Raw genomic sequence first — 19,474 nt, 5'->3', positions numbered from 1 at the left:
GCGTATCAGGAGAAGTGGTCGCATTTCTCGGAGAATTCCGATGTGCGAGCGCGTCGCGGCCCTCTACAATCCGGCCGTTTCAGACCTTCCATATCGGACACACATCGCCATGCATCAACTGAACTTCGCGTCAGGTCAGCGCATCCGGGTCGTGTTTGCGGGCGACCGGCCCTTGGCCAGACTCGGCGTGGAGCACATCACCAGCACGTCTCCGCAGCTGGAACTCGTGGGCATTCACGCGACTGCCGAGGAGTTCGAACGGTCGTCGCGTGCATTCGAATGCGACGTGGTGCTCGTCGATTACTCGATGCGCGGCCGGGATGACATGGATGGCATGGCGTTATTGCGATACCTGCGGCGCACGTATCCGAGCATTGCCGCCGTCGTGCTGCTGGCGCAGGAGAACCCGGTGCTAGTCCGCGCCATTCTTGCGCGCGGCATGACGGGCATCGTCAGCAAGTTCGACGAAGTGGGGCATATCGTCACGGCGATACGCGAAGCCCGGCGCGGTGTGGCGTACCTTTCGCCAGCCATCGGCCGGTTGCTCGCTGCGCCGGGCGGCGGGCTATCGGCGCGGGAGATGGAGGTGGTGCGGCTCTATGTGTCCGGGATGACGATCAGCGAGATCGCCGCCAGGACGCACAAGGCGAAGCAGACGGTGAGCACCCAGAAGAACCGCGCCATGCAGAAACTGGGGCTCCGGAACGACATGGAGTTGATCCGCTGTGCCGCCTCGCTCGCGTTGCTTGACGACGTTAGCCACTAGGCCGCGCCCGACACGCTCGCCACCAGCCCGACCTCGTTCGCGTATCGGTACAGGTCGCCGTCACGGTCGATGCCGAGCTTGCGCATCGCGTTGAGCTTTTGCGTGCTGATGGTCTGCTTGGTCCGCCGCAGGACGGCCGCGATCTCGGAGACGGTCATGCCGGAGACGAACAGGCGCACCACCTCGAGTTCCCGCTGGCTGAGTGCCCGCAGCCGTGCGTCGTCGCCGCTGCCTTCGGTGACCGGCCAGGCCTCCAGCAGCGATTCCACGCGCGGCGAGGCATAGCGATCCCCACGGAATGCGGCATGGATGGCCGGCACCACGTGGCCCGGGTCGTCGGACTTGCTGACGACGCAGTGGATGCGCTGGCTGAACAGCGAGCGCAGCACCATCGGGTTGTCCATCATGGTMATGACCACGAGCTTGAGCGCCGGATAGCGGCGCGTGAGGAACGAGATCAGCGTTCGCCCGTCGCCGTATTCGCCGCCGGGCATGGCGTAGTCCGTGACCAGCACGTCGCAGGGCGTACGCTGCAGCAGATCGACGAGTTCGGTCGAATTGCGCGCGTCGCCCACACAGGCAATGGTGGGAACGGCGGCGACGACATGGCGGTTTGCAAGCGTGAGCACAGGATGGTCATCGGCAAAGATGACCCGGATACCGTAGCGACTCATAACAGGCCTGATGTATTGCAATCCCCCGCTGGGCCGGCGGTGGGCTTCCTGTGGCCCTCGGCATGCTCGCGCCATTCTTCCACGATGCGCTGCCGGATCTTCGGGGAGGCCAGCAGGAATTCGTTCATCTGCGAGATGAAGACCTTGCGCTCTGCCTCACGCAGGAGTGCGAACGATACGAGCGTGCGCATCAGGTTAGCCCTGTCTCCCATTGCCGAATCCCCAAAGTAAATCCATCCTGCTTCATATTGATTGCGACGAGCAAATGCGAATGGCATGCCTGGCAGGCACGTATCGCGTCACATTACCAACCAATGCGGCTTAGCGATATAGGACGAGTCCGAGAATCCTTGGGGAAAGCCTGCTTCAGCCGAGCGCCGCAGCCGCGCGCGCGTCGTGCCGTGCCAGACGCACCAGCAGATGGTCGACCTCCGACCTGGCGGTAGGCGTCATCGCCGCCGCCGGCTTGCGCTGGGCGGCCGAGGTCAGCAAGCCGCGCCGCATCATCACGTACTTGCGCACCGCCAGCCCCGCGCCGGGCTGCTGCTCGTAGCGCAGCAGCGGCAGGTGGGCATCGAACAGGTCGTGCGCGGCCTCGCGCTGGCCGGCGGCGGAGAGGCGCACCACGTCGCAGAGCATGTCCGGGAAGCAGTAGCCCGTGTTGGCGCCGTCGGCGCCCCGCTCCATCTCGTAGTCGAGGAACAGGCCGTTGTTGCCGCAGAGGATGGAGATATGGCGCATCGAACCGTCTTTCTCGAAGCCGCGCAGCGTCGAGATCTTCTCCAGCCCGGGCCAGTCCTCGTGCTTGAGCATCACGCACGAAGGCAGTTCCTGCACGATGCGGCGGATCACGCCGGGCGTCATCTGCACCGAGAAGGTCAGCGGGTAGTCTTGGATCACGAACGGCACGTCGGCGCCGATGGCCTCCACGGCCTGGCGGTAATAGCCGACGATCTGGTCATCGGTGCGCAGCGTGTTGGGCGGGGCGATCATCACGCCGGCCGCGCCGCGCTCCATCACCTCGCGGGTCAGCGCGCGCATGGCGGCAAACCCGGGCGCCGACACCCCCACCACCACCGGCAGCCGGCCCGCCCGGCGGATCATCTGCGCGGCCACCTCCACGGATTCCGCGTGCTCCAGCTTGGGCGCCTCGCCCAGCTGGCCCAGCACGGTGATGCCGGTGGCGCCGCAGGCCAGGTAGAAGTCGGTCAGGCGGTCGATCGAGGCGATGTCGATCGTGCCATCGTCGAAGAACGGCGTCGGGGCGATGGGGAAGACGCCGCGTGCGTCAGCGGTCAGCGCGGTGAAAGCGGGGGAAGGCATGGTGGCTCCTGGGGGGGTAGTCAGGGAAAGCGAGCGTCAGGGTAGCCCCAAGCGGCGCCCCCTTCAAGGTCATGGGATTTGTTAGCATCACGGCATGGATGTCAGATTTCTCCAAAGCTTCGTGACGGTGGTGGATGTCGGCTCGCTCGCGGAAGCGGCGCGCCGGCTCGACCTCACGCCGGCCGCCATCGCGGCCCGGCTGCATGCGCTCGAGGAGGAGATTGGCGTCCCCCTGGTGCGGCGCGCTGGCCGCTCGGTGGTGCCGACCGAGGCCGGCATCCGCATTCTGGAGCGCGCGCGGCAGGTGATCCGCGATGTGCGCGACATGAGCACCGTGGCCAGCGGCGACGCCTCGCTCGGCGAATTCCGGCTCGGCTCGTTCGTGACGGCGATGGGCAGCATCGTGCCGCCGCTGCTGGGCCAGCTCTACCGGCGGCATCCGGACGTCAACCTGTTCGTCAAGCCGGGCCGGTCGATCGAATTGTGCGAAAGCCTCGTGCGCGGCGAACTCGATGCCGCCATCGTGGTGGAGCCGCAGTTCGCGGTGGCCAAGGGCTACCAGTGGGCCGAATTCATCGCCGAACCGCTGGTGGTCGTCGCACCCGCCGCGCTGGCCGGGCAGGACCCGCACGCGCTGCTGGCCACGCAGCCGTTCATCCGCTACGACCGCTCCGTACTGGGCGGGCAGCTCGCGGACCGCTACCTGCGCGACCACGATATCCGGCCGCACCAGCGGCTCGAGGTCGATGGCCTGATGGTCATCGCCGCGCTGGTGAGCGAAGGGCTCGGCGTGGCGCTGGTGCCGGATTGGGCGCCGATGTGGGACGGCCCGCTCAAGATCGCCCGCCTGCCGCTGCCGGACCGCGCGCCGGTGCGCCGCGTGGGCCTGATATGGGCCACGCACGGGCCCCGCGCCTCGCTGGCCGAAGCCCTGCTCGACGAGGCCCGCGCGCTGTTCCGGACCACCCGGACCTGACACCCCCCGGACACCCCCCTACTCCGGCGTCTTGCCACGGGTCTCCGCCGCGCGCAGGAAGTCGAAATCCACCCCCTGGTCGGCCTGCGTCACCGTCTGCAGGAACAGCTTCAGGTAGCCGCGCGGCGCGCTCGGTTCGATCCAGTCCGATGCCGCGCGCCGCTGCGCCAGTTCCTCGTCCGATACCAGCAGGCTCAGCTCACGCCGGCTCACGCTCAGGCGGATACGATCGCCGGTGCGCACCAGCGCCAGCGGGCCGCCCACGGCAGCCTCGGGCGTCACATGGAGCACCACCGTGCCGAACGCGGTGCCGCTCATGCGGCCGTCCGAAATCCGCACCATGTCCTTCACGCCGGCGCGGGCCAGCTTGCGCGGAATCGGGATATAGCCGGCCTCGGGCATGCCGGGCGCGCCTTTCGGGCCGATGTTGCGCAGGACGAGGATGTCGTCGGCCGTCACGTCGAGGTCATCCGAGTCGATCCGCTCGACGAGGTCCTGCGAGTCCTGGAACACCACCACACGGCCCTCGTGCTCCATCAAGCGGGCATCGGCGGCCGACTGCTTGATGATGGCGCCGCCCGGCGCCAGGTTGCCGGCCAGCACGGCGATGCCGCCCTGTGGATAGATCGGCGCGGCCATCGTGCGCACCACGTCCTGGGCGAAGCCGGGGCCGGCGGCCTCGATCTCCTCGCCCAGCGTGCGGCCGGTGACTGTCAGCGCGTCCAGCCGCAGCAGCGGCTTCAGCTCGCGCAGCAGCGTGGCCATGCCGCCGGCCTTGTGGAAGTCCTCCATATAGTGCTGGCCGCTCGGCTTCAGGTCGAGCAGCACCGGGGTCTCGCGGCCCATGCGGTCCAGCGCCTGCATGTCGATGTCCAGCCCCACGCGCCCGGCGATGGCCGCCAGATGGACGATGCCGTTGGTCGACCCGCCGATGGCCAGCAGCACCCGCATCGCGTTCTCGAATGCCGCCGGGGTCAGGATGCGGTCGATGGTCAGCCGCTCGCGCGCCATCTGCACCGCGCGCGCGCCGGTCAGCTCGGCAATGCGGATGCGGTCTGCCGTCACGGCGGGCGGCGTGGCCGCGCCGGGCAGGCTCATGCCCATCGCCTCGGTCAGGCAGGCCATGGTGCTGGCCGTGCCCATCACTGAGCAGGTGCCGACGCTGGCCACGAGCTGGTTGTTGACGTCGGCGGTCTCCTCGGCGTCGATCTCGCCCGCGCGGAACTTGCCCCAGTAGCGGCGGCAGTCCGTGCACGCGCCCACGCGCTCGCTGCGGTGCGAGCCGGTCAGCATCGCCCCGGTCACTAGCTGGATGGCCGGCACGCCGGCCGAGGCGGCGCCCATCAGCTGGGCCGGCACGGTCTTGTCGCAGCCGCCGATCAGCACCACCGCGTCCATCGGCTGGGCGCGGATCATCTCCTCGGTGTCCATCGACATCAGGTTGCGCAGGTACATGCTGGTCGGCGCGGCAAAGCTCTCGTGCACGGAGATGGTCGGGAAGGCCATCGGCAGCCCGCCCGCGAGCATGATCCCGCGCTTCACGGCCTCCAGCAGCTGCGGCATGTTGCCGTGGCACGGGTTGTACGCGCTCCCGGTGTCGGCAATGCCGATGACCGGTCGATCAAGCGCGCTGTCCGTATAGCCCGAGCCCTTGATAAACGCCTTGCGCAGGAACAGCGAGAAGCCCTGGTCGCCATAGTTGGTCAGGCCCTTGCGCAAGCCGGTGGCGCCGGGCTGGCCCTGGGTCGAATCCGTCGATGGGGTCGATTCCGTCGATTCGGGGGAGGAGGAGTCCTTGGGTTTCTGAGTCATGGATGCGGCGTGTGCGAACAACAATCAAAAAGAATTCGGAAATCGGCGATGGCGGTCAACCATCGGATTTGATCTGGGCATCGGTAATCACCTTCTCCCAGCGCGATACCTCGGTGCGCAGGCGGTCGGCGGCCTTGTCCGGGGAGGTCGGCGCCAGCGCGTAGACGCCCTGTTTCAGGAACTGCTCCTTGACGTCCGGCGCCTCGAGCATCTTGGCCAGCGCGGCGTTGAGCCGATCGATCACGGCCGGCGGGGTGCCGGTGGGCGCCAGCACGCCGAACGTGGAACTGACGTCCAGCGCGGGCATGCCGGCCTCGGTGGCCGAGGGCACGTCCGGCAGCATGGAGATGCGAGCCGGCGCGGCCACGGCCAGTGCGCGCAATTGTCCGGACTTGATGAACGGCAGCGAGGCCGGCGCGGTTTCCACCATCATGTTCACCTGCCCCGCCACGAGGTCGGTCATCGCCGGGCCGCTGCCCTTATACGGCACGTGCACCATGTCGATCCCGGCCTCCTTGCGGAAGATCTCGGCGGCCATGCGCTGCGGCGCGCCGGCGCCCGACGACGCATAGTTCAACTTGCCCGGATGCGCCTTGCCGTACTGGATCAGTTCCTGCAGCGTGTGCACCGGCAGCTTGGGGTTCACCACCACCACCAGCGGCACCGAGCCCACCACCATCACCGGTGCGAAATCCTTCACGAGATCGTAGCGCAGCCGGCCCTTTTCGAGCGTGGCCATGGTCGAGTGCGAGGTCAGCGCGCCCATCAGCAGGGTGTAGCCATCGGGCGCGGCCTTGGCGACGGCCTCGGCGCCGATATTGCCGCCTGCCCCGCCCCGGTTGTCCACCACCACCTGCTGGCCCAGCGCCTCGGTGAGCTTGCTGGCGATGATGCGGCCGATCACATCGGTCGCCCCACCCGGCGGATAGGGCACCACCAGGCGGATCGGCTTGTCCGGCCACGCAGCCAGCGCGCTGCGCATCGAGACGGCCAGCGGCGCGGCAAGGCCGGCCAGCAGCAGGCGGCGCCGGACGGCGCGGTAGGTGGGGGTCATGTTGTCTCCGGTGTCTTCTTATATAGGTAGGGGACAGCGCGGAGGGGCGAGGCCTCGGGCAATACGGCGGGGGACGCGCTGCTGCCGACAGTCTGGCGGCTGTCGAAAGCAGAAAAAAGCGCTTTTCAGACCGATGAACGCAAAAATTCTTATGGTTCGACCGGTCTGCCCCCCCGGGCCTGCGGTCAGGTCGACTGTTTGACGAAGGCCAGCAGGTCGGCGTTGATCACATCGGCATTGACCACGCACATGCCGTGCGAGAAGCCGGGATACGTCTTCAGCACCGCCCCCTTGACGATCTTGGCCGACAGCCGCCCGGCGGCGTCGATCGGCACGATCTGGTCGTCCTCGCCGTGCAGGATCAGCGTGGGCACGTCGAACTTCTTCAGGTCCTCGGTGTAGTCCACCTCCGAGAACTGCTTGATGCACTCGTACTGGCCCTTGATGCCGCCCGCCATGCCCTGCGCCCAGAAACTGTCGATGGTGCCCTGCGACGGCTTGGCGCCCTCCCGGTTGTACCCGTGGAACGGCACCGCCAGGTCCTTGTAGAACTGCGAGCGGTTATCGGCCACGCCCTTGCGGATGCCGTCGAACACGTCGATGGGCAGCCCGCCCGGGTTGGCGGCGGTCTTCAGCATGATCGGCGGCACCGCCCCGATCAGCACCGCCTGCGCCACGCGCCGCGTGCCGTGGCGGCCGATGTAGTGCGCCACCTCGCCGCCGCCCGTGGAATGGCCGACCAGCGTGGCCTGTCCGACATCGGCCTTCTCCAGCACGGCCGCCAGGTCGTCGGCATAGGTGTCCATGTCGTTGCCACCGGACGGCTGCCCGGAGCGGCCATGGCCCCGGCGGTCATGGGCGATCACGCGGAAGCCCTGCTGCACGAAGAACAGCATCTGGGCGTCCCAGGCGTCGCCGCAGAGCGGCCAGCCGTGCGAGAACACGATGGGGCGGCCGTGCCCCCAGTCCTTGTAATAGATCTCCGTGCCGTCCTGCGCGATTGCGAAAGCCATGATGCGTGCTCCTTGAAGGGGGTGGGACAGGGGGGGTGAGCGTGAACTGCCAGGCGGGAACGTTTCATCAAAGGCGATGGCGGCGGCAAACGCAAGCCGTGGGACGCGCGCTTCACAACATTTCACGCCACATGAACGATGAGCGTTTGCTAAGCTTCGCGGACCTATCCCCCCACGACCACCGGAGACAACCATGGGCCAGCGCATCACCCTTTCCGTACCGGACGGCAGTTTCGCCGCCTACCTCGCCACGCCGGACGCCGCCAACGCGCGCGGCACGGCCATCGTGGTCATCCAGGAAATCTTCGGCATCAACGCCGACATGCGCGAGACCTGCAACAACTTCGCGCGCGAAGGCTTCGTGGCGATCTGCCCCGACCTGTACTGGCGCCAGGAACCCAATGTCGAGCTGACCGACAAKACCGAGGCCGAGTGGAAGCGCGCGCTGGAGTTGTACAACGGCTTCAACGTGGACAAGGGCGTGGCGGACATCGACGCGGCCATCCAGGCCGTGCGCCAGCAGCCGGGCGTGACCGGCGGCGTGGGCACGGTCGGCTTCTGCCTGGGCGGGCTGCTGGCCTACCTGACGGCCGCGCGCACCGGGGCCGATGCGGCGGTGTCGTACTACGGCGTCGGCATCGACAAGCACCTGGACGAGGCGCCCCGTATCGCCAAGCCGCTGCTGATGCATATCGCCGAGGAAGACGAATTCGTGCCGGCCGAGGCCCGCGCCAAGATCATCGAGACGCTGGAAGACAGCCCGCACGTGGAGATCCACACCTACCCGGGCTGCCAGCATGCCTTCGCCCGCAATGACGGCGTGCATTACGTGGCGGATGCAGCACAGGAGGCCAACGCCCGGACGCTGAAATTCTTCCAGGCGATGAAGTAACGGGATGGGTTTCTCCCCGCAGCCGCCAGCCGGAGCGGGGAGAAAAAAGGGCGTTTCGTACTAGTCCGATTTGCGGCGACGCAACATCCCCCCGCTTGATCCATGCCAAAATGCCGGCTGGTCCAACGCGGAAACGGAGCTTCGGGGATGTATCGCGGCGAACGGTTCAACGGCTACAGCCACCTCGCGGGGGCGGTCCTGGCGGCCGCCGGCATGGCAGTGCTCGTCACTTCCTCGGCCCTGCACCACGATGCCTGGAAGGTGGTCAGCTCGGTGGTCTACGGCACCACGCTGGTCCTGCTCTACACCATCTCCACGGTCTACCACAGCATCCGCGGCCCGGCGAAGGACATCTTCCGCCGGCTCGACTACTGCGCCATCTACCTGCTCATCGCCGGCAGCTACACACCGTTCGCGCTGGTCACGCTGCGCGGCCCCTGGGGCTGGACGCTGTTCGGCGTCAACTGGGGCCTCGCGGTCATCGGCATCATCCAGGAACTGTGGATCGGCCACCGCACGCGCATCCTGTCCCTGTCGATCTACGTGATCATGGGCTGGCTGGTAGTCTTCGCGTTCGACCCGCTCACCGCCGCCCTGCCGCGCGCCGGCCTGTACTGGCTGGTGGCCGGCGGCGCCACCTATACCGCCGGCATCGGCTTCTTCCTGTTCGACGAACGCGTGCGCCACTTCCACGGCATCTGGCACCTTTTCGTCCTGGCGGGCAGCTTCTGCCAGTTCGTCAGCATCCTCTACTACGTCGGCTGACGATGTTGGCCGATCAAGTCGGCTGCACCTTCCGGCGCCGGCCCTTTTCCACCAGCCCGCCGATCACCGGCCACACCAGCACCGCCACGGCCAGCGCCATGATCGTGCCGACCAGGCCGTTGGACCAGAACACGTCCATCTGGCCCTGGGACATCAGCATGGTCTGCCGGAACGAATCCTCGGCGCGGTCGCCCAGTACCAGCGCCAGCACCAGCGGCGCCAGCGGGTAGTCGAGCTTCTTCAGCACGTAGCCGATCACGCCGAAAATCAGCATCAGCCAGACGTCGAACATGGCGTTGTGCACCGTGAAGGCGCCGATGGCGCACACCACGAGGATCAGCGGCGCGATGATCGCGAACGGAATGCGCAGGATGGCGGCGAACAGCGGCACCGTGGAAAGCACCACGATCAGCCCGGCGATGTTGCCCAGGTACATGCTGGCGATCAGCCCCCAGACGAAGGTCTTCTGCTCGGTGAACAGCAGCGGCCCCGGCTGCAGGCCCCAGATCATCAGGCCGCCCAGCAGCACGGCGGCCGTGGCGGAGCCGGGAATGCCCAGCGCCAGCATCGGCAGCAGCGCGCTGGTGCCAGCCGCGTGCGCGGCGCACTCCGGCGCGATCACCCCTTCCACATTGCCGCGCCCGAAGCTCTCGCGGTTGCGCGAGAAGCGCTTGGCCACGCCGTAGCCCATGAATGACGCCGCCGTGGCGCCGCCCGGCGTCACGCCCAGCCAGCAGCCAATCACCGACGAGCGGATCAGCGTCATCCAGTAACGCGGCAGCTCGGCCCAGGTCTTGAGCACCACCTTGAGGTCGATGCTGGCGCGCTTGCCGCGGAAGGCCACGCCCTCCTCCATCGTGATCAGGATCTCGCTGATGCCGAACAGGCCGATCACGGCGACCAGGAAGTCGAACCCGCGCAGCAGCTCGGTGGAGCCGAAGGTCATGCGCAGCGTGCCCGAGACGGTATCCATGCCCACCGCCGCCAGCGCAAAGCCCATGCACATCGCGATCACGATCTTGGCCTTGGCTTCCTTGCCCATGCCGACGAAGCTGCAGAACGTGAGGAAGTACACCGCGAAGAATTCCGGCGGCCCGAAGCGCAGCGCGAACTTGGCCACCAGCGGCGCCAGGAATGTGATCAACAGCACACCCGCCAGCGCGCCGAGGAACGAGCCCGTGAAGGCCGAGGTCAGCGCTCGCCCGGCCTCGCCCTGCTGGGCCATCGGGTAGCCGTCGAAGGTGGTCGCCACGGACCAGGCTTCGCCGGGGATGTTGAACAGGATCGAGGTGATCGCCCCGCCGAACAGCGCGCCCCAGTAGATGCAGGACAGCATGATGATGGCCGAGGTCGGCTCCATCGAAAACGTCAGCGGCAGCAGGATGGCCACGCCGTTGGGGCCGCCCAGCCCGGGCAGCACGCCCACGACGATGCCGAGCAGGATGCCGACCAGCATCAGCCCGACGTTGTGCCACGACATGGCGACCGCGAAGCCGCCCATCAGTGAATTGAGTTCTTCCACGCCCGCCCCCTCAGAAACCGAACGCCGCTTCGAGCGGGCCCTTCGGCAGTGGCACGCGGAACTGCATCTCGAAGATCCAGAACAGCGCGGCGTTGATGGCAACGCCGGTCAGCACGGCACGCCACCAGGCAAACTTGCCGATGACCCGCATGAAGCCGGCGATGAAGATGGCGCTGGCCACATAGATGCCGAGGAACTTGATCAGCGCGATGTAGATCGTCAGCGGCACCAGGATCACCGCCACCTGGCGCAGCTGCGGCCAGGTGACGAAGGTGGCGTCGGACGCGGTGCGCCACGCCTGCCACAACACGGCCAGGCAGGCCACGAAGATGATGGCCCCGATGCGCAGCGGGAAGTAGCCGGCCTGCGGGCCGTCCGGCGCCCAGCCCGCGCCGATCTGATAATTGCTGACCATGACTACGACCGCGCCGGCGGCGATCAGCAGCGCCACGGCGATCTCCGCCGTGCGCACCGTGATGGCCGCCGGCGCGGCCGTGGCGTCGGTATGCTCGCTCATTAGAACCTCCCAATTGAAAGGGCGACGCCACCAGCGACGCCCAAGTGGATCATTCCGTGCCGCGGTTTCTCCCTCTCCCCTCAGTGGGAGAGGGCCGGGGAGAGGGGTGGTCTAGCACCGAGCCACAATCGATGAAGCCGTCGGTGCGCTCCAGCGCTACAGCTCCGGCCAGCGCCGCCCCTCTCCCCCGGCCCCTCTCCCGCAAGCGGGAGAGGGGAGCAACCCGCCCCCCCGAACCGCACTTTCTCGCGGGAGAGGGGAGCAAACCATCACCGTGCTGCCACGAAGCCCGCTTCCTTGATGATGTCCTTGTGGCGGGTCTCGTCCGCCTGGAGGAACTCGGTCAGCTTGGTGCCGGTCAGGAACTCGTTCTTGAGCGCGTTCTTTTCGAGGTACTCGTTCCACTCGGGCGTGGCGGCCACCTTCTGCATCAGCTCGACGTAGTACTTCTGCTGGTCCGGCGTGACGCCGCCCGGCAGCATGAACACGCGCAGCATCTGGTATTGCACGTCCAGCCCGGCTTCCTTGCACGTGGGGATATCGCCCCAGCTCTGCGTGGCCGTCACCTTGCCCGTGTACTGCATGCGCGACGGCGCGAACACGCACAGCGCGCGGTGCTCGCCGGCGCGCCACTGGCCGATCGATTCGGACKGGTTGTTCACGTTGGAGTCGATGTGCTTGCCCGAAAGCTGCGTAGCGGCCTCGCCGCCGCCCTTGTACGGGATGTAGATGAAGCGCACGCCGGCCTTGCGCTCCATCTGCGCGGTGATGATCTGGTCCTCGCGCTTGGAACTGGTGCCGCCCATCTTGAGCTTGCCGGGCTGCTTCTTGGCTTCGGCGATGTAGTCGGTCGGGGTCTTGTAGGGCGCTTCGGCGTTGGTCCACAGCACGAATTCGTCCATCGCCACCATGGCCACCGGGGTCAGATCGCGCCAGTTGAACGGCAACTGGCTGACCATCGGCACGGTATAGAGCGCGGACGAGGTCACCAGCAGCTTGTGCGGGTCGCCCTTGGACGCCTTGGTGTCCATCAGGCCCTCGGCGCCGCTGGCGCCAGCCTTGTTCACCACGATGACCGGCTGGCCCATCAGCTTGTGCTTGGCGATGATGCCCTGGATCGAGCGCGCCATCTGGTCGGAGGCGCCGCCGGCACTGAACGGCACCACGATTTCGACGGGCTTGGTGGGCTCCCAGGCAAACGCGGGAGCGGCAAATGAAACACTGAGGGCAATACCGAGCAGCGAAGCACGCGCGGCGGCGCGTGCGGGGGAACGCAACGTCATGGTCTGTCTCCTTTGGTGTGATCCGTGCGCTCTGCTGGCGCATCGGCGGTACGGCCGGGCCGTCCCGGGAATCCCGGGCGGTCCGTCTTTTTCTTCTACGTCGATGGTGACCGGATCAGGCGGCGCGCAGCGCCGGCTTCAGCGCGGCCGCGCGCAGGCTTTCCATCGCCGCCAGCACGCCGCCCGCATGGTGCGGCACGCCGGCCAGCGCCAGACCCATCTCCACGCCGGCGAGGGTGCCCATCAGCGTCAGGTCGTTGAAATCGCCCAGATGGCCGATGCGGAAGACCTTGCCGGAGAGCTTGGACAGCCCCTGCCCCAGCGACATATTGAAGTTCTCCAGCACCACCTTGCGCAGCGCGTCGGCGTTGTGGCCGTCCGGCATGACCACGGCGGTCAGCGCCGGGCTGTACTCGGCCGGGTTCTGGCACAGGATCTCCAGCCCCCAGGCGTTCACGCAGGCGCGCGTGGCCTCGGCATGGCGGCGATGGCGCGCGAACACGTTCTGCAGGCCCTCTTCCTGGAGCATGTCGCACGCCTCGGACAGCCCGTAGAGCAGGTTCGTGGCCGGGGTGTACGGCCAGAAGCCATTCTTGTTGGCTTCGATGATCTCTTCCCAGCCCCAGAACGCCTTCGGCAGCTTGGACCTGGCCGACGCCGCCACGGCCTTGGCGCTGACCGCGTTGAACGACAGGCCCGGCGGCAGCATCAGCCCCTTCTGCGAGCCGGAGACGGTCACGTCCACGCCCCACTCGTCGTGGCGATAGTCGATCGAGCCCAGCGAGGAGATGGTGTCCACCAGCAGCAGCGCGGGGTGGCCGGCCGCATCGATCGCACGGCGCACGGCGGCGATGTCGGAGGTCACGCCGGTGGAGGTCTCGTTATGGACCACGCAGACCGCCTTGATCTCGTGGCTGCGGTCCTCGGCCAGCCGCGCGCCGATGGCGGCGGCGTCCACGCCGTGGCGCCAGTCGCCCACCAGGAATTCCGGATTCAGGCCGAGCTTGTCGGCCATCTTCTTCCACAGCGAGGCGAAGTGGCCGGTCTCGAACATCAGCACGCGGTCGCCGGCGGAGAGCGTATTCACCAGCGCCGCTTCCCATGCGCCCGTACCGGATGCCGGATAGATCACAACCGGCTGGGCGGTCTGGAAGATCTTGCGGATGTCCGCCAGCACCTTCTTGCCGAGTTGCTGGAACTCGGGGCCGCGGTGGTCGATGGTCGGGTAGTCCATTGCGCGCAGCACGCGGTCGGGCACGTTGGTCGGACCCGGGATCTGCAGGAAGTGCCGGCCGCTGGGATGGGAGTTCAGTCGGATCATGTCGCCTCGTGTTCTTCGGTTTGAATTTTGTATTCAAAAATCGGGGATGCACTGCGCGCCCGGCATGCGGGATAATGTTGCCCGGCGCAAGCGCCTCGCATTCCGCAAAAAGTCCTTATAAATCAGTACTTATCAGGATTTCAGACCGTTCGTCGCGCTGTTCCGGGCGTGGCCAACGACACCGGAATGCAGTTCGTGCTTGCCCCAGAGTAGGTTTTGAATACAATACTGTCAAGCCACACGATCCCTGATGACCGCCAATCCGACCACTCCCTCGCAAGCCGTAGACCGCCAGATCCTGCATGTGGCGGTGGCCCAGCGCCTGCGCACCATGATCATGGAAGGCGAGCTGGCGCCGGGCACCCGGCTCAATGAGCGCGTGCTGTGCGACCTGCTCCAGGTTTCGCGCACGCCGCTGCGGGAAGCCTTCAAGGTGCTCGCGGGTGACGGTCTGGTCACTCTGCTGCCAAACCGGGGCGCCGAGGTGGTGGTGCTGTCCAAGGAAGCGATCGACCACCTGTTCGAGATGATKGGCGCGCTGGAAGCCACCAGCGGCGAGCTGGCCTGCCAGCGCATCACCGACGCCGAGCTGGTCGAGATCCGTGCCATGCACTACGAGATGCTGGCGTGCCACGCGCGCCGGGACCTCCCTAATTACTACGCGCTGAACCGGCGCATCCACGACGCCATCAACGCCGCGGCGCGCAATCCGATCCTCGAGGAGACCTATCGACGCATCAACCTGCGTATCCAGGCGCTGCGCTTCCGCTCCAACTTCGACCAGGACAAATGGGATCTGGCCGTGCGCGAGCACGGCGCCATGCTCGATGCCCTGGCGAAGCGCGACGGCGCCGCCCTGCGAGACATCCTGCGCGCGCACCTGCAACACAAGCACGACGCGCTGATCGCCGAACTAGAACGCGCACAGGACGCCGCCGCCTGACCCCCGCGCGCGCCGCGCCGTCTCCGGACGGCAGGCCGGCGCGCCACGGGCCAGGGCGACGGCGTCTCCAGTGCATGCACACGGAGACATCCCCGCTCATGGCCCTGCCTACCACCCCCACGCCGCCCGGCGTGCAGCCGCTGCGCTTCATGCCCGGCGCCGCATCGTCACCCGCCACGCAGTCGCCGCTGTACCGGCGGCTCGCCGCCGAGCTGCGCGGCGACGTGCTGTTCGACACCGCCAGCCGTGGCCGCTACGCCACAGACGCCTCGATCTATCAGGTCATGCCGATTGGCGTAGTCGTGCCGCGCGACGAAGCCGACGCCCGGCTGGCGCTGGACATCGCCCGCGACTTCAAGGCGCCCCTGCTGCCGCGTGGCGGCGGCACCAGCCAGTGCGGCCAAACCGTGGGCGAGGCGCTGGTCATCGACAACAGCAAGTTCCTGAACCAGGTGATCGACTTCGACCCGGTGGCGCGCACGGTGACCGTGCAGCCCGGCATCGTGCTCGACCACCTCAACGCCTGGCTCAAGCCGCACGGGCTCTGGTTCCCGGTGGACGTCTCCACGGCGGCGCAATGCACGATCGGCGGCATGGCCGGCAACAACTCGTGCGGGTCACGCTCGATCCAGTACGGCAACATGGTGCACAACGTGCTGGGCATCCAGGCGATCCTGGCCGGCGGCGAGGACGTGCGCTTCGACGTCGGCTGGCCGGCGGACGGCGCCCCGCACCGCGCCATCGCCGATGGCGTGCGGCGCATCGCCGAGCGGGAGCGCGACGCCATCGCCGAGATGTACCCGCACGTACTGCGGCGCGTGGGCGGCTACAACCTCGACCTGTTCCATCCCCAGAACGAACGCCCCTACACTGCCGACGGCAGCGTCAACCTCGCCCACCTGCTGGTCGGCTCGGAGGGCACGCTGGCCTATTTCCGGCACCTGACGCTGCAACTGGCGCCGCTGCCCACGCACAAGACGCTCGGCGTGGTGAATTTCCCGACCTTCTACCAGTCGATGGAACTCACCCGCCATATCGTCGGCCTGCAGCCGGCGGCGGTGGAGCTGGTCGACCGGACCATGATCGACCTCGCGCGCCACAACCCGGCCTTCCGCCCGGTGATCGAGCGCGCGCTGGTGGGCGAGCCCGAGGCCATCCTGCTGGTGGAATTCGCTGGCGAAGACCGCGAGACCACGGTGCGCGGCCTGGCCCGGCTGGTGGAGCTGATGGCCGACCTGGGGCTGCCCGGCTCGGTGGTGGAGATGCCGGATGCCGGCCCGCAAAAGGCGCTGTGGGAAGTGCGCAAGGCCGGCCTGAACATCATGATGAGCATGAAGGGCGACGGCAAGCCGGTGTCSTTCATCGAGGACTGCGCAGTGCCGCTGGAGCATCTGGCCGCGTACACMTCCCGGCTGACCGAGGTCTTCCACAAGCACGGCACGCGCGGCACGTGGTACGCCCACGCCAGCGTCGGCACGCTGCATGTGCGCCCCATCCTAGACATGCGCCGCGACGGCGCCACCAAGATGCGGGCGATTGCCGAGGAAGCCGCCGCGATGGTCCGCGAATACAAGGGCGCCTATTCGGGCGAGCATGGCGACGGCATCTGCCGGGGCGAATGGGTGGCGTGGCAGTTCGGCCCCGCGCTGAACCAGGCCTTCGCCGAGGTCAAGGCGCTGTTCGACCCCGAAAACCGCTGCAACCCCGGCAAGATCGTCGGCACGCCGAAGATGGACGACACCGCGCTGTTCCGCTTCCCGCCCAGCTATACGGTCAAGCCGATCACGCCGGCGCTCGACTGGTCGGCGTGGAATGTCACGCGCGACCCGGTGACCGAGGCCGAGAGCACGCCCGGCACCGGGCTGGACCCCGCGCGCGGGCTGGCGGCGGCCGTGGAGATGTGCAACAACAACGGCCACTGCCGCAAGTTCGACGCCGGCACGATGTGCCCGAGCTACCGCGTCACGCGAGACGAGCAGCACCTGACCCGTGGCCGCGCCAACACGCTGCGGCTGGCGCTGTCTGGCCAGCTCGGCCCGGAGGGGCTGCTGGAGCCAGCGGTCAAGGAGGCCCTCGACCTGTGCGTCTCCTGCAAGGGCTGCAAGCGCGACTGCCCCACCGGCATCGACATGGCCAAGATGAAGATCGAAGTCCGCGCCGCCCACGCCAAGGCCGGCAAGCTGCGCGCGCGCGACCGCATGGTCGCCTTCCTGCCGCGCTACGCCGGGCTGGCCAGCCGCCTGCCGTGGCTGTTCAACCTGCGTKACCGCGTGCCGGGACTGCCGGCGCTGAGCGAGCGCCTGTTCGGCCTGTCCGCCCGGCGCTCGCTGCCGCGCTGGCAGGCGGCTTTCCTTGGGGGCGACTACACGCCGAAGGCGGCGGGCGGCAAGGAGGTGGTGCTGTTCGTCGATACCTTCAACAACCATATGGAGCCTGAGAACGCCCGCGCGGCCCAGCGCGTGCTCGAAGGGGCCGGCTACACCGTGCACCTGTCGGCGGTGCCGGGCGAGCGCCCGCTGTGCTGTGGCCGGACCTTCCTGGCGGCAGGTCTGGTCGATGAAGCCAAGGCCGAGGCACGCCGCGCGCTCGACGCGCTGCTGCCCTTCGTCGCGCGCGGCGTGGCCGTGGTGGGGMTCGAACCGTCTTGTTTACTGTCGATGCGCGACGAATTCCTCCAGTACGGCTACGGTGACGCCGCGCGCCAACTGGCGGACAACGCGTTCCTGTTCGAGGAATTCCTGGTCCGCGAGCACGCCGCCGGCCGCTTCGCCCCATCGCTCCAGCCCATCGGCACGGCCCGGGCCCTGCTGCACGGCCACTGCCACCAGAAGGCGTTCGATGCCGTACGCCCCGTGGAACAGGTGCTCGGCTGGATTCCGGGCTTGAAGACCGAGCTGGTGGAGTCGTCGTGCTGCGGCATGGCCGGCAGCTTCGGCTACGAGGCCGAGCATCACGAGGCCTCGATGAAGATGGCCGAGCTGTCGCTGCTGCCGGCGGTGCGCAAGGCCGATGGCGACACTCTCGTGGTGGCCGATGGGACGAGTTGCCGACATCAGATCCACGATGGTGCAGGCCGGGAGGCGCTGCACGTGGCGCGGGTGCTGGAGCGGGCCATGGCGACGGCGGCAACGGCAGCCGGATAGCGCACACCCAACGCCCACGCAACAGATTCTCCGTCCAAATCCGCCAAGTTCCCGGTCCTGGCGGACAAAGCGGCCGGCCCGGGCCAGCGCAGCGCCTATGATGCAACGGCGAACCAGCGGTCTGGACGGAGAGTGGACGGAGAACCAAAGCCATGGGCACTATCGCAATCGAGTTGGAGGTCTCGCCTGATGCCCCGGCAGGCCGGGCGACATGACGGGGCGCCAGCGCAAGGGCGCTGCGGCCAGCGTACTGACAGCGGTGGCGCTGGCGGCGCTCGTGCTGTGGCTTGGCAGCCGCAAGGCGCCGGGCGGCTCGATCGACGCGGTCGGCGCCACAACCGATGTGGCGGTCCAGCCGATAGCCGGCGGGGCCGACCAGGCCGCTGCCCTGCAGGCGGCCCTGGATAGCCTGCAGCCGGGCCAGCGCCTCGTGCTGGCGCCGGGCAACTATCGCGTGGGGAACGTGCTGGCCATCCGTGGCGAGCAGGTCGTGGTGTCCGGCTACGGCGCCACGCTCACCGCCACCAGCCCGGACGCGCAGGCGGTGGAGATCACCGGCCGCAACGCCACGCTGGTCGGCGTCACGCTGGTCGGCACCGGCACGCAGCGGCTCGAATCGTCCACCTCCGCCAAGGTCTCCGTGGACGGCTACGGCATCCAGGTGCTCGACGTCACCATCCGTGGCGGGGCGAGCGCCGGCATCTTCGTCTCGCGCGGCAACAGCATCGCGCTGGTCGGCAACAAGGTCAACGGCACGCTGGCCGATGGCATCCACATCACCGGCGGCTCGCGCGACGTGCTCGTGCAGGACAACTCCGTCACCGCCACCGGCGACGACATGATCGGCATCGTCAGCTACCAGCGCGACGGCACGATCAACCAGAATATCCTCGTCAGCGCCAACTACCTGGCCGGCAACGCCTGGGGGCGCGGTGCGTCCATCGTCGGCGGCACCGACGTGACCCTGGCCAACAACTGGATCGAAGGGGTGCAGAAGGCGGCGGCGGTGCTCATCGCGCAGGAGGACGGCTACCGCACGGCAGGCGTGACCAATGTGCAGGTGACGGACAACATGATCTCGGATATCGAGAACGCCACGCAGCCGGGCAACAACCGGCTGGCGGCGGGCCATGCGGCCATCGACATCAATACGGGGACGGGCAGCGTCGCGCGGGTGCTGGTGGCGGGCAACCAGGTCACGCGCGCCACTTACGATGGCTTCCGGGCGGTCGGCAATGTCTGCAACGTGCGGGTCTCGCGCAACCGGTTCGTGACGATTGGCGGCGCGGCGCTGTCCCTCCAGGTGCGCAACTGCCCGACGGACGCCTGGACCTGCGACGGCAACACGCTGGACGGCACTGGCATCGCCCTGACCGGCTGCAACGGGACCGGCGCGCCGCAGGTGTCGGGCGCGGACCGGACCCGGATGCCGCAGGTGCGCACGGCGCTGCGGCAGCAATGAGCCCTCCT

At 67.9% G+C, this 19,474-nt stretch carries 17 protein-coding genes; 7 read left to right on the top strand and 10 right to left on the bottom strand.

The annotated features are described in order from the left end of the window. The first annotated feature begins 109 nt into the window (after nt 1-109). Entirely contained in the window at nt 110-766 is a 657-nt protein-coding gene (locus tag AC1EJR_RS01215; protein ID WP_092294372.1) for a LuxR C-terminal-related transcriptional regulator, read from the top strand. On the opposite strand, the gene AC1EJR_RS01210 is transcribed toward AC1EJR_RS01215, so the two are convergent. The 3 genes from AC1EJR_RS01210 to AC1EJR_RS01200 form a co-directional block, all read right to left on the bottom strand. After that, complete coding sequence (locus AC1EJR_RS01210) at nt 763-1,440, bottom strand: LuxR C-terminal-related transcriptional regulator (protein ID WP_477146824.1); 678 nt, start codon at nt 1,438-1,440, stop codon at nt 763-765. The two genes, AC1EJR_RS01215 and AC1EJR_RS01210, sit on opposite strands and share 4 nt — an antisense overlap. Continuing rightward, a complete protein-coding gene (locus AC1EJR_RS01205) occupies nt 1,437-1,718 on the bottom strand; it encodes a hypothetical protein (protein WP_143093877.1) in 282 nt (93 codons plus the stop codon). The genes AC1EJR_RS01210 and AC1EJR_RS01205 overlap by 4 nt, the downstream gene beginning before the upstream one ends. A gap of 88 nt (nt 1,719-1,806) precedes the next feature. Continuing rightward, nucleotides 1,807-2,763 (bottom strand): dihydrodipicolinate synthase family protein, encoded by a 957-nt coding sequence (locus AC1EJR_RS01200; RefSeq protein WP_092293818.1) that lies wholly within the window; start codon nt 2,761-2,763, stop codon nt 1,807-1,809. Nucleotides 2,764-2,857: 94 nt separating this feature from the next. On the opposite strand from AC1EJR_RS01200, the gene AC1EJR_RS01195 reads away from it, so the two are divergent. Next, nucleotides 2,858-3,739: a LysR family transcriptional regulator gene (locus AC1EJR_RS01195; protein WP_149138440.1), complete on the top strand. Its 882-nt coding sequence runs from the start codon at nt 2,858-2,860 to the stop codon at nt 3,737-3,739. A gap of 18 nt (nt 3,740-3,757) precedes the next feature. On the opposite strand, the gene AC1EJR_RS01190 is transcribed toward AC1EJR_RS01195, so the two are convergent. From AC1EJR_RS01190 to AC1EJR_RS01180, 3 genes are all read right to left on the bottom strand, one after another. Then, nucleotides 3,758-5,551, bottom strand: a complete 1,794-nt coding sequence (locus AC1EJR_RS01190; protein ID WP_255370783.1) for an IlvD/Edd family dehydratase — start codon at nt 5,549-5,551, stop codon at nt 3,758-3,760. A gap of 55 nt (nt 5,552-5,606) precedes the next feature. Further along, a complete protein-coding gene (locus AC1EJR_RS01185; protein ID WP_477113156.1) occupies nt 5,607-6,605 on the bottom strand; it encodes a Bug family tripartite tricarboxylate transporter substrate binding protein in 999 nt (332 codons plus the stop codon). 185 nt (nt 6,606-6,790) lie between these two features. Next, nucleotides 6,791-7,618: an alpha/beta fold hydrolase gene (locus AC1EJR_RS01180; protein ID WP_092293826.1), complete on the bottom strand. Its 828-nt coding sequence runs from the start codon at nt 7,616-7,618 to the stop codon at nt 6,791-6,793. A 193-nt stretch (nt 7,619-7,811) separates the two neighbouring features. On the opposite strand from AC1EJR_RS01180, the gene AC1EJR_RS01175 reads away from it, so the two are divergent. Together AC1EJR_RS01175 and trhA are read left to right on the top strand one after the other, a co-directional pair. Next, nucleotides 7,812-8,510 carry a dienelactone hydrolase family protein gene (locus AC1EJR_RS01175; protein WP_477146823.1) on the top strand — a complete coding sequence of 233 codons (699 nt, stop codon included), beginning with the start codon at nt 7,812-7,814 and terminating at the stop codon, nt 8,508-8,510. A 147-nt stretch (nt 8,511-8,657) separates the two neighbouring features. Next, nucleotides 8,658-9,275 carry a PAQR family membrane homeostasis protein TrhA gene (gene trhA / locus AC1EJR_RS01170; RefSeq protein ID WP_092293830.1) on the top strand — a complete coding sequence of 206 codons (618 nt, stop codon included), beginning with the start codon at nt 8,658-8,660 and terminating at the stop codon, nt 9,273-9,275. A gap of 13 nt (nt 9,276-9,288) precedes the next feature. Here the strand turns inward: trhA and AC1EJR_RS01165 are convergent, their stop codons facing one another. The 4 genes from AC1EJR_RS01165 to AC1EJR_RS01150 all read right to left on the bottom strand — a co-directional run bounded on the left by AC1EJR_RS01165 (nt 9,289) and on the right by AC1EJR_RS01150 (nt 13,918). Then, nucleotides 9,289-10,797 carry a tripartite tricarboxylate transporter permease gene (locus AC1EJR_RS01165; protein WP_092293832.1) on the bottom strand — a complete coding sequence of 503 codons (1,509 nt, stop codon included), beginning with the start codon at nt 10,795-10,797 and terminating at the stop codon, nt 9,289-9,291. Nucleotides 10,798-10,807: 10 nt separating this feature from the next. Further along, on the bottom strand, nt 10,808-11,314 hold the full coding sequence (locus AC1EJR_RS01160) for a tripartite tricarboxylate transporter TctB family protein (protein ID WP_092293834.1): 507 nt from the start codon (nt 11,312-11,314) through the stop codon (nt 10,808-10,810). Between the two features lie 269 nt (nt 11,315-11,583). After that, on the bottom strand, nt 11,584-12,597 hold the full coding sequence (locus AC1EJR_RS01155; RefSeq protein WP_477146822.1) for a Bug family tripartite tricarboxylate transporter substrate binding protein: 1,014 nt from the start codon (nt 12,595-12,597) through the stop codon (nt 11,584-11,586). A gap of 115 nt (nt 12,598-12,712) precedes the next feature. Next, the gene (locus AC1EJR_RS01150; RefSeq protein ID WP_092293838.1) at nt 12,713-13,918 is read right to left on the bottom strand and encodes a pyridoxal-phosphate-dependent aminotransferase family protein; all 1,206 of its coding nucleotides are present in this window, start codon (nt 13,916-13,918) and stop codon (nt 12,713-12,715) included. Between the two features lie 250 nt (nt 13,919-14,168). Between AC1EJR_RS01150 and AC1EJR_RS01145 the strand changes: the two genes are divergently transcribed. The 3 genes from AC1EJR_RS01145 (at nt 14,169) to AC1EJR_RS01135 (ending at nt 19,466) form a co-directional block, all read left to right on the top strand. Then, a complete protein-coding gene (locus tag AC1EJR_RS01145; RefSeq protein WP_477146821.1) occupies nt 14,169-14,861 on the top strand; it encodes a GntR family transcriptional regulator in 693 nt (230 codons plus the stop codon). 98 nt (nt 14,862-14,959) lie between these two features. Further along, nucleotides 14,960-18,004: an FAD-binding and (Fe-S)-binding domain-containing protein gene (locus AC1EJR_RS01140; protein ID WP_477146820.1), complete on the top strand. Its 3,045-nt coding sequence runs from the start codon at nt 14,960-14,962 to the stop codon at nt 18,002-18,004. 211 nt (nt 18,005-18,215) lie between these two features. After that, nucleotides 18,216-19,466 (top strand): right-handed parallel beta-helix repeat-containing protein, encoded by a 1,251-nt coding sequence (locus AC1EJR_RS01135; protein ID WP_441591275.1) that lies wholly within the window; start codon nt 18,216-18,218, stop codon nt 19,464-19,466. Nucleotides 19,467-19,474 lie beyond the last annotated feature (8 nt).

Source organism: Cupriavidus sp. 05T42 (assembly GCF_056396345.1).
The sequence above is the reverse complement of the archived record's forward strand: the minus strand, read 5'-3'. Positions and strand labels throughout refer to the sequence as shown.